This is a genomic window from Profundibacter sp., assembly GCF_056498605.1.
This window is the reverse complement of sequence record NZ_JBSMEZ010000037.1, coordinates 14,330-27,748: the sequence shown is the minus strand read 5'-3', so window position 1 is coordinate 27,748 and position 13,419 is coordinate 14,330. Positions and strand designations below refer to the sequence as shown.

General features: G+C 55.9%; 18 protein-coding genes. 3 read left to right on the top strand and 15 right to left on the bottom strand.

Translation table 11 applies throughout. The features are described from left to right. Positions 1-134: 134 nt before the first annotated feature. The 9 genes from ACWB12_RS04330 to ACWB12_RS04290 form a co-directional block, all read right to left on the bottom strand. Positions 135-563, bottom strand: coding sequence for a cation:proton antiporter subunit C (locus ACWB12_RS04330; protein ID WP_479528839.1), 429 nt, complete (start codon positions 561-563; stop codon positions 135-137). Next, complete coding sequence (locus tag ACWB12_RS04325; RefSeq protein WP_479528838.1) at positions 563-1,003, bottom strand: Na(+)/H(+) antiporter subunit B; 441 nt, start codon at positions 1,001-1,003, stop codon at positions 563-565. The genes ACWB12_RS04330 and ACWB12_RS04325 overlap by 1 nt, the downstream gene beginning before the upstream one ends. Beyond that, the gene (locus tag ACWB12_RS04320) at positions 1,003-1,572 is read right to left on the bottom strand and encodes a DUF4040 domain-containing protein (protein WP_479528837.1); all 570 of its coding nucleotides are present in this window, start codon (positions 1,570-1,572) and stop codon (positions 1,003-1,005) included. Before ACWB12_RS04320 ends, ACWB12_RS04325 begins: the two co-directional genes overlap by 1 nt. Next, complete coding sequence (mnhG, locus tag ACWB12_RS04315) at positions 1,565-1,933, bottom strand: monovalent cation/H(+) antiporter subunit G (protein WP_479528836.1); 369 nt, start codon at positions 1,931-1,933, stop codon at positions 1,565-1,567. The genes ACWB12_RS04320 and mnhG overlap by 8 nt, the downstream gene beginning before the upstream one ends. Beyond that, entirely contained in the window at positions 1,930-2,223 is a 294-nt protein-coding gene (locus ACWB12_RS04310) for an MrpF/PhaF family protein (protein WP_479528835.1), read from the bottom strand. The genes mnhG and ACWB12_RS04310 overlap by 4 nt, the downstream gene beginning before the upstream one ends. Further along, the gene (locus ACWB12_RS04305) at positions 2,223-2,705 is read right to left on the bottom strand and encodes a Na+/H+ antiporter subunit E (RefSeq protein ID WP_479528834.1); all 483 of its coding nucleotides are present in this window, start codon (positions 2,703-2,705) and stop codon (positions 2,223-2,225) included. Before ACWB12_RS04305 ends, ACWB12_RS04310 begins: the two co-directional genes overlap by 1 nt. Before the next feature lie 87 nt (positions 2,706-2,792). After that, entirely contained in the window at positions 2,793-3,836 is a 1,044-nt protein-coding gene (locus ACWB12_RS04300; RefSeq protein ID WP_479528833.1) for a permease, read from the bottom strand. Between the two features lie 5 nt (positions 3,837-3,841). Then, positions 3,842-4,174, bottom strand: coding sequence for an ArsR/SmtB family transcription factor (locus tag ACWB12_RS04295; RefSeq protein ID WP_479528832.1), 333 nt, complete (start codon positions 4,172-4,174; stop codon positions 3,842-3,844). A gap of 120 nt (positions 4,175-4,294) precedes the next feature. After that, positions 4,295-4,930, bottom strand: a complete 636-nt coding sequence (locus ACWB12_RS04290) for a hypothetical protein (protein WP_479528831.1) — start codon at positions 4,928-4,930, stop codon at positions 4,295-4,297. Between the two features lie 154 nt (positions 4,931-5,084). Between ACWB12_RS04290 and ACWB12_RS04285 the strand changes: the two genes are divergently transcribed. Both ACWB12_RS04285 and ACWB12_RS04280 read left to right on the top strand, forming a co-directional pair. Then, positions 5,085-5,690, top strand: a complete 606-nt coding sequence (locus ACWB12_RS04285) for a uracil-DNA glycosylase family protein (protein ID WP_479528830.1) — start codon at positions 5,085-5,087, stop codon at positions 5,688-5,690. After that, on the top strand, positions 5,683-6,471 hold the full coding sequence (locus ACWB12_RS04280) for an SseB family protein (RefSeq protein WP_479528829.1): 789 nt from the start codon (positions 5,683-5,685) through the stop codon (positions 6,469-6,471). Before ACWB12_RS04285 ends, ACWB12_RS04280 begins: the two co-directional genes overlap by 8 nt. Before the next feature lie 71 nt (positions 6,472-6,542). On the opposite strand, the gene ACWB12_RS04275 is transcribed toward ACWB12_RS04280, so the two are convergent. Beyond that, complete coding sequence (locus tag ACWB12_RS04275) at positions 6,543-7,475, bottom strand: 2-hydroxyacid dehydrogenase (RefSeq protein ID WP_479528828.1); 933 nt, start codon at positions 7,473-7,475, stop codon at positions 6,543-6,545. Further along, entirely contained in the window at positions 7,472-7,882 is a 411-nt protein-coding gene (locus ACWB12_RS04270; protein ID WP_479528827.1) for a VOC family protein, read from the bottom strand. The genes ACWB12_RS04275 and ACWB12_RS04270 overlap by 4 nt, the downstream gene beginning before the upstream one ends. 95 nt (positions 7,883-7,977) lie before the next feature. On the opposite strand from ACWB12_RS04270, the gene ACWB12_RS04265 reads away from it, so the two are divergent. Further along, positions 7,978-8,811 carry a LysR family transcriptional regulator gene (locus ACWB12_RS04265; protein WP_479528826.1) on the top strand — a complete coding sequence of 278 codons (834 nt, stop codon included), beginning with the start codon at positions 7,978-7,980 and terminating at the stop codon, positions 8,809-8,811. A 91-nt stretch (positions 8,812-8,902) separates the two neighbouring features. Here ACWB12_RS04265 and rodA read toward each other — a convergent pair whose 3' ends face one another. The 4 genes from rodA to mreC are packed head-to-tail and all read right to left on the bottom strand — an operon-like array spanning position 8,903 to position 13,404. Then, complete coding sequence (gene rodA, locus ACWB12_RS04260) at positions 8,903-10,042, bottom strand: rod shape-determining protein RodA (RefSeq protein ID WP_479528825.1); 1,140 nt, start codon at positions 10,040-10,042, stop codon at positions 8,903-8,905. Then, a complete protein-coding gene (gene mrdA / locus ACWB12_RS04255; RefSeq protein WP_479528824.1) occupies positions 10,039-11,958 on the bottom strand; it encodes a penicillin-binding protein 2 in 1,920 nt (639 codons plus the stop codon). The genes rodA and mrdA overlap by 4 nt, the downstream gene beginning before the upstream one ends. Next, the gene (locus ACWB12_RS04250; protein ID WP_479528823.1) at positions 11,955-12,494 is read right to left on the bottom strand and encodes a rod shape-determining protein MreD; all 540 of its coding nucleotides are present in this window, start codon (positions 12,492-12,494) and stop codon (positions 11,955-11,957) included. The genes mrdA and ACWB12_RS04250 overlap by 4 nt, the downstream gene beginning before the upstream one ends. Beyond that, complete coding sequence (gene mreC, locus ACWB12_RS04245; RefSeq protein WP_479528822.1) at positions 12,487-13,404, bottom strand: rod shape-determining protein MreC; 918 nt, start codon at positions 13,402-13,404, stop codon at positions 12,487-12,489. Before mreC ends, ACWB12_RS04250 begins: the two co-directional genes overlap by 8 nt. Positions 13,405-13,419: the final 15 nt, after the last annotated feature.

Here is a 13,419-nt window from a genome sequence, read left to right as displayed (position 1 = left end):
GAATGCAATTGGCCAAGCAAGGCGGCGCGATCCGATCAGAACTGTTAGCGGTGCCGCAAGGAAAGGCACCAGAACCACCAGTATCGGCAGGTGGTCCACAAAAGTGCGGGCAACATGGACGTGTTCAGTGGCCATCAGGCACGGCCCCCCATGGCGTCGCCCAGTTCCTTATTCTCGAGCCGCACAAGCTCGGTTTCAATCGCCATAATTTCTTCTTCTTCAATGGTGTCATATTCCTCGCGGATGCGCACAATCAGCGCCAGACCCAGCGACGTTGTGGCGATACCAACGACAATCGCGGTCAGGATCAACACATGCGGCAGCGGGTTGGAATAAACCACAGTCGGGTCGATCTCCATATCGAGCGGATAGATCGGTGCAGTGCCGCCCGTGACCTTGCCAAGCGAGATGTAGAACATGAAAACCGCGGATTGAAACAGGTTCAGTCCGACGATTTTCTTGATCAGGTTGCCCTTGGCCACAACGATATACAGACCCGTCATCATCAGAACGGTGAACAGCCAGTAATTCATATGCCCAAGAATGAATTCAGAGGTCAGCATCACCAATCCTCGTCACTGATAGCGGGGCGGCGCATGGCAAAGGCATAATAGATCGCCACCATCACACCGGTCACGGTGACGCCGACGCCAAATTCAACGGCAAAGATGCCCCAGTGCTGACCATGTGACGGGTGCTCTGGCGTGAATGCGCCATAGTCCAGAAAGTCATAGCCCAAAAATAGTGATAAAACGCCAGTGCCTGCATAGATCAGAACACCAAGCGCCATCAGTTTATGCACCAACCACGCCGGAAACACCGCTTGGACCTTTTCCAAGCCGAAAACGATACCATATAAAATGAACGCCACGGCCATAATCACGCCGGCTTGAAACCCGCCACCGGGCGAAAAATCACCGTGAAACTGGACATACAGCGCAAACAGGATGATCGAGTCGACCAGAAGCTTGGTAACAACCCGCAAGATAAGGTGGTGACGCATTAGCTTGTCCCCCCTCTGTCTTTTTTATCTGGTCTACGACGACGGCGGCGCAAACCGGAAAGCAACATCAATACGCCAACGCCAGCAGTGAAAACCACCGCCGTTTCGCCCATCGTGTCAAATCCACGATAGCTGGCCAAAATGACGGTCACCACATTGGGGATGCCAATTTCTTCCGGGCTACGTTCCAGATATTGCGCCGCCACGCCAACCTGTGCGGGCGCGTTTGGATCACCAAAATTCGGCATATCCAGCGTGCCATAGATAATCGCTGCCCCTGTGATGGTGACCACAATCAACGGGATAAGGGGTGAACGGGTTGACGGTTTTTCGATCCGCGAAGTCAAGGTCAGAGTGGACAGCATTAATACGGTGGAAATCCCGGCCCCAACGGCGGCCTCGGTAAAGGCCACGTCGACCGCATCCAGCGTTACCAGCAACAGGGCCGACAACAGGCTAAACACGCCTGCCATCATGGTTACGCCGAATAGGCGGTGCATGCGTGTGATGGCGATTGCCGTGGCGACCAGCATGACAAACAGGGTTAGATTGATGAGCGTCTCAACCATTATCGCCCTCGCCAGATTCTAGAGGTCCCGGTTCTACTCCAACCAACCCTTTGCCTTCGGGCGGGCGTAGTCCAGTAACAAGGGCGGCGTTGGCAATTGCATGGGTCGAAGTGGGGCCAGTGATAAACAGAAACACGCCAATGATCAGCAATTTGACGGTGACCAGCGTTGGTCCTGCCTGCAAACACATACCAATGATCAGCAAAATCACGCCCGCGGAGTCGGTTATTGAAACGGCATGTAAGCGCGACCAGAAATCAGGGAACCGCAGCGCTCCGACTGCGCCGATCAGGGCAAAGGCCGAACCGGACAGAATGAACACCCAGCTCAAGATTTCGACGGCGAGCTCAGGCGCACTCATTGCCCGATCTCCCGATCTGTGGGCATCTGGTGGACATCCCCAATGGCGCGGTAGCGAAAGTATTTCAGAATGGCGATTGTGCCGACGAAATTGATCAGCGCGTAAAGCAGCGAAATATCCAGAAAATCGGGCCGCCCCGTCAGAAACCCTAGAACCCCGATGAACAAAACTGTGTGGGTGCCAAACGAATTCACTGCCAAAACGCGATCATACAATGTCGGCCCGACAAAAAGGCGGATCAGCACCAGAACCATAGCAATGAAAAGGGCAAAGACAGCGATAGTAAACATCAGGCAGCCGCCTCCGTTTCGCAGGCGGTAACACGCGCATCCATATCGGCGATGGCGGCAGGATCATCGGGCGAATAGGATACCGCGTGTACCAGAAAATGGTCGCCTTCGGTCTCGACTGTAATCGTTCCCGGTGTCAGGGTGATGGAATTGGCAAAAATAACCTGTGCCAGATCGGATTGCTGTGTGACTGGAACCGAAAACAAATGCTGCCGGATGTTCATGTTGCGCGACAGGATGATTCTGGTCACAGCCCAGTTGGCGCGGGCAATTTCCACCATCAGCCATGCCAGATATTTGGCAAATCGAAACGGCGACAGATGTATTGCGACCTTGTCATTGTCCAGCGCATCCATCCGGCGAATAATGAATACAACCAGCAGGACCGAAGCAAATCCGAGGCCGATGATCATCGTCGTATAAATACCAGACAGCAACAGCCAGAGGACGGATAAAACGATCACTATGCTAATGGTGCGCATCTTCATCCCCCTGTCGCTTCTTGGCCGTGCGTCAGGCGCGGCCCAAGTCCGTTACAGATAGTCGATGTAAGGGGGGGGTGCAATCACTTAGGCTGCGATATTCCACAACATTCCGGCAATAACCGCGCCGGTCATTGCAATGGCGATATAGGCGTAAAATATGCGTGGTTTGACCAATGCCCAAACCGCGATTGCAGCGGGGATACTGCTGACACCACCGGCTATGACAAAGGACATCGCGGCCCCATTACTCATGCCCTGTTCCAGCAATGCATCCACCAATGGAACGGCGGCATACCCGTTCAGATAGGCCGGTCCACCCACCAGCGCACCCAGCAGAATCGGTTTTATCCCGTCGCCACCCAGAACCGATGCAATCATTTCGGCAGGCACGTATTGGACCATCATTGCCTCGAACAGATAGGCCAGCAGCAGCCACTTGCCCAGGAACAAGGCGTTTTCAATCACGGTAGTGCGAAATGTCTCGCGCCGTGCTGCGTTATGCCAGAACGCCCACACCGGTTTGCCGAAAAACGTGGCGGTGCCACAGGTGTTGCCACACCCGGTTTGGGGGTCTTTCGGGCGCAGTGGGTCAGAAAAAACAGCGCTTTTGGCAAATATTTTCACGGTGAACCCGCCCAGCAGGCCAACACCAACCGCCGCGAGTGTTTTGGCGATGGCAAAGTCAAACCCCAATGTGCCGGATGTGATCAGGAACATTGCAGGATCCATGATCGGGGACGCCAGCCAGAACGCCATCACAGCAGACAAGGGTGCGCCTACAGCCAGCAGGGCGGCGATAAACGGGATCACTTCGCAGGAGCAAAACGGCGATAGCCCGCCCAGCAGGGATGCCATCAAAATCATCTTGATCTCGCGCCCCTCAAAGGCTTTGGTCAGTATGGTTTCGGCACCTGATGCCTTTAGATAACCAACGGCAAGCACAGCAAAGATGATGAAAATGCCGGTGCGCAGGATCGCTTGGCCTGCAAAAATGACCGTTGGCAATAACTGTGGCGTATCGAAGATCGCCAACAATACTGGGATCAACACGATCACCAGCCATGCCTTGTCCACCCGCTTCCAGTACGGGGCGCTGGCGCCAGTGTGGCTGTGGGTGTGATCAGTCATGGCGGTTATCCTTTGTGGGGTATTGCGCAATCGGCGCAGCATTCGGACAGCAGGAATTGGGACAGAGAGAATATTTGGTCATAGGCAACGGCGGCGCAAATGATGGAACGGCCGCGTTTGGTCTGTTGCACCAATCCGGCTTGGGTCAGGATCTTCATGTGGTGGGTCAGGGTTGATCCGGTGACACCGCTGCGCTTGCCAAGCTCGCCAATAGCAATGCCCTCGTCTCCGGCTCTGACCAGAATGCGCAACACGGATAGGCGTTGTTCAGAGCCTAGGGCGGCAAAAGTCGAGGCAGCTTGCTCGACGCTCAAGTCTATGGATTGTTCTTGCTTCATTATTCTATATTACTAGAAACATAGAAATAAAAGCAAGCCCGTATTTTTGATCTGGAAAAACCGGAGTTGCAGGGTTTATTCACCTCGGTAGTGGTGTGTGAAACCACGCGTTATTTATTTTCATTTGGATGATTGGGAATGGGATGTGGTTGTGAGAACGCCGTTCTCGTCCCATGAAGCCGCGAACGTTTCCGAGTAAATAAAGTTTGCGGCAATTCGCGCCGTGATACGGGAACCAGAAATGTAAAGCCGCTCACCTTCTGTCGGCATGTGTCTTCCGGAAACACTAGTTGTCGGCTTGAAAGCATATGTTCCCTCAATTGGCCCAGTTGTGTTTAGCCCTTGGGCCTCAAGCCAAAAGACAGCCTTTTCAGGTGTTCCGTAGCTGGCAAATATCCTGAACATACAAACACTGATATTTGCGGTGCTTGTCATTCTTCGCCAATTGATTTTGCGCAGGTCAGGAATTTCTTTTTCCTGCTCAGCTTTCACGAGGCAATCCCGAACGCTGGAGAACCGTCTTACGGCACGTTTTCTCTCAGAGCGTTGCGGCGGCACTCCTCTTGAACCATATGGCTCGCTCTCTTCATCCGAAAGATGGTCGTATGGAATAGGCTCTCCCGACATTCCTGGCTGTTGGGGCGAAGCGGCGTAATAGTGTTGCGCTGCAAGTGCAATCGTAAGAAGTGCAACAACAGGCAAGAGCAACCTCTTCATCCGCAATGACCCACCTGAATTCCATAGTTTACTAATCACCACACACCTCCTTGCGACAATAGTAGCAGGGTGAATCCATTATAGGCAGTCAGATATCCCTTACCTTCAACCGGATCACCGATGCGCTAGATTAATTGAAAATACTGGCAAACCCTGATTTGCGGCCCTGCGGAATTTGCGGTAAATCTGCGGGATGGACAGTGACTTTGAAGATTTTGCGCAGCGCCTTCGGGCCTGCCGAATATGTGCGGACCGTTTCATTGAAACCGCAACAGCGCATGAACCGCGCCCTGTGGTCTGGTTTGCGCCCAAGGCTCGCATCCTGATCGCAGGCCAAGCGCCCGGAGCGCGGGTGCATGAATCCGGTAAACCGTTTACTGATCCATCCGGCGACCGTTTGCGCGACTGGATGGGAGTGGACGAGGCCACGTTTTACGACCTTACGCGCGTGGCCATTGTGCCGATGGGGTTTTGTTTTCCGGGGTATAATGACAAAGGCTCCGATCTGCCGCCGCCAAAGATATGCGTGGACGAATGGCGAGCGGATACGTTGGGCCACCTGACCGAAGTTCGCCTGACCTTGCTGGTCGGCGGATACGCGCAGAAATGGCATTTGGCAAAGGCAGCGGCGGGCGGGGTGACCCACACAGTGCAAGGGTGGCGTGACCATGCGCCCGATGTATTCGCCTTGCCCCATCCGTCGTGGCGCAATACAGGCTGGATCAGGAAAAATCCGTGGTTCGAGGCCGATCTGATACCGGCGCTGCGCACACGGGTGCAAGAGGTGCTGCATGACTGACCAAACCCCGCTGGATATTGCCCATGTTGCGATGGACGCAGCCCCCGAGGATACTGCGGCACGGTTGCGGTTCTTTGAACGGTTGTCGGATAGCGAGCTGTTTTTACTGCTGCAAGACGAGGCGGCGGGTGACACCTTGACCCCCGAAGTGTTCGAGGTTGAGGGAGCGAAATACGTGCTGGTGTTTGATCGCGAGGAACGGCTGGCCGATTTCGTTGGTGACAGCGCCCATCATGCGGTGCTGTCTGGACGGGTGGTGGCGACCATGTTGGCGGGGCAGGGGATCGGGCTTGGCTTGAACCTCGGGGTTGCACCATCGTCAATCCTGATACCGGCGGATGCAATGGTGTGGTTATGCGACATGCTGGACAACGCACCAGACGAGGTGATGGCGCGGCCCGTATTGATCGAGGCACCAAAGGGGGTATCGCAAGCGTTATTGGCTGCAATTGATACCAAGCTGGCCACGGCGGCGGGATTGGCCGCGACGGCCTATCTGGTGACGGTGGAATATGCGGATGGTGCGGGTGGTATGATGCTTGGCATCATTGATGCGCTGCCCGCGGCACATGGGACACTGGCCAAAGCGGTGGGCGAAGTTGTGGTCTTTGGCGGGGATGACGCCGAAGGGCTGGACGTGGTTTTTTTCGCAGCAAGTGATCCGGTTTGTGTTTCGTTAGCAAAGGTCGGGCTGCGGTTTGATCTGCCAGAGCGCAAAGCGGCGGGGCATACGCCTGCAGCACCAGGGCGTGATCCCGAAAACCCGCCGATCTTGCGATAAGGTTGTGTCAAAGAGATTCTATGCGCTCCGCGCGGGAGGTACTTAGGGCAAGAAGAAGGGGCGCGCGGAATTTAGTAGCCAGCGCCCCGATCCACGAGATGGAGATAAGGTTCGCCCACTTCGCCGCGCCGGATGTTTTCGGCAATCACGCGAGCCGAACTATCGGGGCGGGTTTCTGACGCGATATGCGGGGTGACGGTGACCTGCGGATGTGCCCAGTAGGGGTGATCAGCGGGCAGCGGCTCGACGCGGAAAACATCCAGCGTGGCGTGGGCAATCTGACCCGTATCAAGGGCCGCAAGCAGGGCGTCATCGTCAATCAGCGGGCCACGACCGGGGTTGATGATCATGGCGCCTTTGGGCAGTTGGCCAAGGCGCTGGGCGTTCAGCAGGTTTTCGGTGCCTGCGGTTAGGGGCAGCAGTAGAACAATGATTTCAGCCTGCGCCAAGGTCTGCTCCAATCCGTCGTTGCCTGACAGACATGTGATGCCCGCAATATCTTTTTGGCTTCGGCTCCAGCCCACAACATTGAAATTCAGCGCCGCCAATGCCTGTGCGCAAGCGCCGCCCAAGGCCCCCAGGCCCAGCACCGCAATCGTGCGGTCCCGCGCCAATGGCGGCACGAAATTACGCCATTGGCCGTCTTGCCCCAAGATATGCCGATCCATGCCGAGGTGGTGGCGAAGCGTATGGCCTGTGACCCATTCAACCATACCTTCGGTCAGGCCGTAATCGACCATGCGCGTTAGGGGTATGTTCAGGGTTTCATTGCCAATGATGCCCTCGACCCCCGCCCAAAGGCCCAGCACCGCCTTGGTGCGGGTGAAGGGGGTAAAATCGCTGACAGGGCCGTTCGGGGCGTAGACCAGATAATCCACCGTGGCGGGATCGTTTGTGTCGGGCGATAAGGTGTAGGCGAGGCCCGTGCTGTCTAATGCACGGCGCAAGGGACCCTCGTATTCGGCCCAACTGGCGGGTTTGGCGGCGAACAGGATGTTGATCATGTGGCGAATACCCCTGACATATCGGCCACGCCCTTTACCTCGATCGGGTTGCCGGACGGGTCGCAAAAGAACATCGTGCTTTGTTCGCCGGGCTGACCCGCAAACCGCAGGGTTGGTGGGATGGTGAATTTGATGCCCGCTTCGGTCAAGTGATCTGCCAAGGCTTGCCATTCCTTCATCCCTAGCACCACACCAAGATGCGGCATAAGAACCATGTGGTCACCAACCTTGCCGGTGGCGCGGGTTTCGAACGGGGTGCCGAGGTGCAATGAGAGTTGATGGCCAAAGAAGTTGTAATCAACCCATGTGTCGGTGCTGCGCCCCTCAACGCACCCCAACAGGTCACCATAAAAGGCACGGGTTTCATCAAGGTCGGTGACGTTATAGGCGAGGTGAAAGATTGACATATATGGTCCCTTACTGGTTCGCTTTGTTTGAATTTATATCGGGAAGTTTTAGAAAGGTTATCTTATTTATGTATTTTCAAACATAGGCATACCTTATGGATTTAAGATTCCTAAAATCACTGGTAAGCGTGGTTGACGAGGGCAGTATCGCAGCGGCAGCGCAACGCGAGGGCATCACCGCCTCGGCGATCAGTCAACGGCTGCAAGCACTGGAGGTGGAATTGCAGGTCAAGCTGTTGCTGCGTTCGGGGCGCAACGTGCGGCCAACGCTGGCGTGTATCAGGTTGCTGCCGCAAATACGGCGACTACTGGAGGACGGGCGCACCCTAACCCTGTCGGTTTCTCAAACCGCGAATGTCGGGCGGTTTCGTCTCGGTGCGATATCAACAGCGCTGACAGATTATATCCCGCGCATTATTCGCCAAACATCCGCGCAAATGCCGGGGGTTGCGTTAAGCGTGCACCCAGGCAGCTCGGCGCAGCTATATCAGGGGCTCCTGGATGGGGAACTAGATTCGGCGTTGAGTGTCGCGCCACCGTTCGAGTTGCCCAAATCAATGCGGTTTGATGAGTTGGCGCGCCATCCGGTCGGATTGATCCAACGGGCGGGTGTAGAAGAATCCGCCGCACCATTCATCGTCTACAGCCGTAATGCGTGGGGCGGGGCGGCCTGTTGGCGGGCGATTGAGCGGCAGACAACAACACCGAAAATCCTGTGTGAACTGGACGCGCTGGAAACGATTGCAATCATGGTTCAGAACGGATCCGGCGTTGCAATGGTGCCACAATGGGAGGGATTGGCGACACGGTTTCCAGATGTTGGATTCAAGCGCGTCGGGGCTGAATATCGTGCGTTAGGCCTGCTGTGCCACACCCAGAATGTGGATCATCCGATGGCGGCTGTTATCAGGGACGGGGTTGAGGGCTGACCATTGCGCTTTGCATTTAGCGTGAGGCAACAAGTATCGGAATTTGCCCACACTTGGGGTGAATTCCGTTTCAGGTTAAATGCAAATTACTTTATCGCGGCCGGTGGACATGTGCGCTTTGCATCAAGCCGAACGCAATCAGTAGCACCAGCATGGCGGACCCGCCGTAAGACACCAGCGGCAGGGGCACGCCGACGACGGGGGCAAGGCCCATCACCATCGACATGTTTACTGCAAAGAACAGAAACAGCGTGGCCGCAACGCCAAGGGTGATGAGGGATGCGTAACGGTCTTTGTTTTTCAACGCCGAGATGACACAGAACACGATGATAAGGGTGTAGAGACCCAGCAGCGAGAACGCACCGAGAAAGCCGAACTCCTCGGCCAAGGTGGTGAAGATGAAATCGGTATGCTTTTCCGGCAGGAAATTCAGCCGCGCCTGTGTGCCCTGCATAAACCCGCGCCCTGTCCAACCACCAGACCCCAGTGCAATTTTGGATTGGGTGATGTGATATCCAGCACCCAACGGGTCGGATGCGGGGTCAAGGAATGTGTCGATGCGCCGGTATTGGTAATCTTTCAAAAATTGCCAATCTGTGCCGCGAAATTGGAAAACGGCGGCGATGGTGGCGGCAACAGCGCTTATGACAACGGCAAAATAAAACCAGCTGACACCGGCCAGAAACATGATGATTCCACCGCCGGCCACCAGCAGAATGGCCGTGCCAAGGTCGGGTTGTTTCAGCACCAGGGCCGTGGGTATCAGGATGATCAGGAGCGGGATCAGCACCCAGAAAGGACGAGAGGTTTTCTTGATATCCAGCCAGTCGTAATAGGCGGCGAGCACCATGATCAGCGAGATTTTGGCCAGTTCAGAGGGCTGTAGCTCCATAAAGCCCAGATCCAGCCAGCGTTTTGCTCCCATGTTTGTGGTGCCGAAAAAGTGAACTCCCAGCAGCAATAATACAGAAACGCCATAAGCCAGAACTGACATATTGCGCCAGAACCAGATCGGCACCATTGCGATGAAAAACAGCAGGCTCATGCCAAGGGCAAAGCGTTTCATTTGTGGTTCGACCCAAGGCGTCATTGACCCGCCAGCCACCGAGTAGAGTATCAAAAACCCGATACCACTGATCGAAATCAGTAGCAGGATCACGGCCCAGTTCAGATACAGGATTTTGTGCAGGCCGGTGGGGACGGTTTTGACATTATGTTCAAGATAACTCATGCCTGATCGCTTTCGTCAACTGGGGTATTCGGGTCGCGTAACGGCAGGGCGCGTTGTTCTTTCTGGATGCGCCCGCGATCTGCCTTGGGGTAGGCTGACACAGGGGGCAACCCGCCATAAAGTGCCTGCAAAACAATGTCGCGTGCGATGGGTGCTGCGACCTTTGATCCTCCGCCGCCATGCTCGACAACGACAGAAACGGCAATGCGTGGGTTGTCATAAGGGGCGAATGATACAAACAGGGCGTGGTCGCGTTTTTCCCACACTACATCGCTGTTGCGCACCACTTTGTTTCCGACCTGACTGGTGCCGGTTTTGCCAGCCATGCGGTAATCATCGCCCAGAATGCGCGAGCGATACGCCGTGCCACCTGAAACGTTGGATACAGCAAACATACCTTTGCGCACCAACCGCAGATCGTTCTCGTTCAGGTCCATATCCTCGCCACCCTCAATCGGCACATCGACCCCGTCTATCGATTTAATCAGGCGCGGCATTACGGCCTTGCCCGTGGCGATGCGTGCAGCCATAACGGCCTGCTGCAACGGGGATGACAGGACAAACCCCTGCCCGATCGCGGCATTTAACGAATCCCCGATCACCCATTCGGCCCCACGGTTTTCCAGCTTCCATGCTTTGGTCGGGGCCAGTCCTTTGGCAATCGACGACATCGGGATGTCAAATTTAGTGCCAAACCCGAACCGTCTGGCCATGGCCGAAATTCTCTGGATCCCGACCCGTTGCGCCATTTCGTAATAATATACGTCACATGATTTTTTCAGGCTGTTGAGCAGGTTTACATTACCGTGGCCCGACCGTTTCCAGCAGTGGAATTTGCGCCCGCCAACTTCAATAAAGCCTTTACATTTCACTGTATCTTCTGATGTCACAACGTCGGCCTCGAGCGCAGCAAGAGCTGTTATCATTTTGAAGGTAGAGGCGGGCGGATAGACCCCCTGCATGGCCTTGTTGGGCAGGGGCCGGTATTTATTTTCCAACAGTGCGGAATAGTCTGCCTGCGAGATGCCGTTGACAAATTTGTTTGGATCAAACGCCGGAGTCGAGCCGATGGCAAGCAAATCGCCGGTGGTCGTGTCGATCACCACGGCTGCCGCACTTTCGCCCGCTAGGCGGGCCTGCACATAGTTTTGCAATCCGCTGTCGATGGTCAGTTGCAGGTTGGCGCCGGATATACCTTCTTCGCGGCCAAGTTCACGCATGACGCGCCCAATCGCGTTGACCTCGATCCGCTTGCTGCCCGCCTTGCCACGCAATGTTCTTTCCAGATTGGCTTCGACCCCGATCTTGCCGATCTGGAAGCGCGGGATTTGCAACAAAGGGTCGCGATCATCAACACGGTTCAGGTCGGCCTCGTTCACAGCGCCAACATATCCGACGATATGGGCAAAATCATTGGCCATCGGGTAATTGCGAGTTAGTCCGACCTCGGGGGTTATGCCGGGCAGAGCGGGGGCATTTACCGCAACTTCGGCAATGTCCTCCCATTTCAAGCGGTCTGCGATGGTCACTGGCACAAAGGGGCTGCGCCGCTTCATTTCCTCAAGCGCACGTTCAAGATCTTCGGGGGGGATTGGGACCAGCGCATTCAGGCGGGCAACCACCTCGTCGACATCGCCAGCATCTTCGCGCACCATCGTGATCCGGTAAACCTGTTTGTTGGTGGCCACCGGCACACCGTTACGGTCGTAAATCAGGCCGCGCGCAGGGGGCAGTAGCCGGATGTTGATCCGGTTTTCATCGGCCAGCAGGCGGTATTGATCGGCCTGATCCACCTGTAAATACCGCATACGCGCCCCAAGCGCGCCAACAAAGGCCAGCTGCGATGCGCCCAGAAACAGGGCGCGACGGGTGATGCGCCGCTGGCTTTCGGCGGTGTCTCTGGGGGCGCGTCTCATAACCTGTGCCCCAATGCGTCAACTTCGCCGGGTGCGATTTTGCGAATGCCAAGGGCATAGCGCGAGAACATGACGACCACAGGGTAGGCGGCCAATGTGACGAAAAGTTGAAACATCGACAGTCCCAGCGGCGGGCGAGGCGACATCACCATAATCAGGACAACACGGTTGGCAATCATTACCCCCGTAATAATCCCCGCAACCATCCCCCATTCCAGTGAAAAGGGCAGTTCCCGCATCAAATGGGCGCGGGCGCGTAAAAATTCGGCCCCCAGCACAACCAACGCGGCCATTAGACCGGGGGGGCGCATGAACAAGATATCAGTGACTAGCATCACTGCGGCGATCAGCAGGATCGGCAAATAATCAGGCCGCCGCAGCACCCAGGCAAAACAAATGCAAATTAACAGATCGGGCATAGCCCAACTTGCGGGTGTGGTTTGCAGCGGGATCAGACGCGCAAAAACAATGAAGATAACCAGCGCCAGAAATAACAGCCGGTATAACCACTTGTTGCTGGGGGCAGGATCAGCCATCGCTTGCCCCTTCGGTTGCAGCTGCATCACCCTCTGCGGGCGTGTCAGGTTGCGGGCCAACCAACAGGGCGCCGGGGTCCGTAATGATTTCGGTGGTGCGGCTGCGCAGAACCCGTAGGAAATCCAGCCGCTCGTAATCGGCCGCCAGTTGCACCCGCAGCCGCCTGTCAGCGTCTTTGGCAACCTGTCCAACCAGCAATCCAGCCGGAAACACTCCGCCATCGCCCGAGGTCACGACCTGATCCCCGGGGCGTACCTGTTCGGGTTTTTCCAGAAATTCAACCGGCGGGCGGGATGAATTGTCACCCACCAATAGGGCGCGTTGGCCTGACGGCTGGATCGTGATCGGAATACGGCTGTTGGAATCGGTTAGAAGAATAACACGCGCCGTGTTTTTGCCGACGCCCGATATACGTCCAACCAACCCGATCCCGTCCATGGTGGCCCAGCCATCCTTGATCCCGTCGCGTTGCCCGACATTTAACAGCACTGATTGGCGAAAGGGTGATCCGCTATCGGCCAGCACCACGCCTGACACAGACGTGAGTTTGGGATCCAGCCGGACCGAATTCAGCGCCAACAGTTTGGCGTTTTGCTGTTCCAGTTGAACCGCCGCCTCTTTCCACGACTTCAGCTTTTGCAAGTCGCGCCGTAGTTCCTGATTTTGTTGGTATATACGCTGGTAGGACCGGAAATCCTCGATCATGCCCGCCGCAGCGGTGACCGGCACCAGCGCCCATTCAAAATTGGGCACCACCTTGTCGACCAATGCAGCGCGGAACCGTTCAACCCGCGGACTATCAATGCGCCACAGCAGGAACAATGCCAACAGCACAAACACCACCAGCCCGACCAGAATACGCCGGACGGGGCGGACATAATGTGCGTGGGTATTTCGATCTCTTGCCAAGGGGCGCTCCCGTGG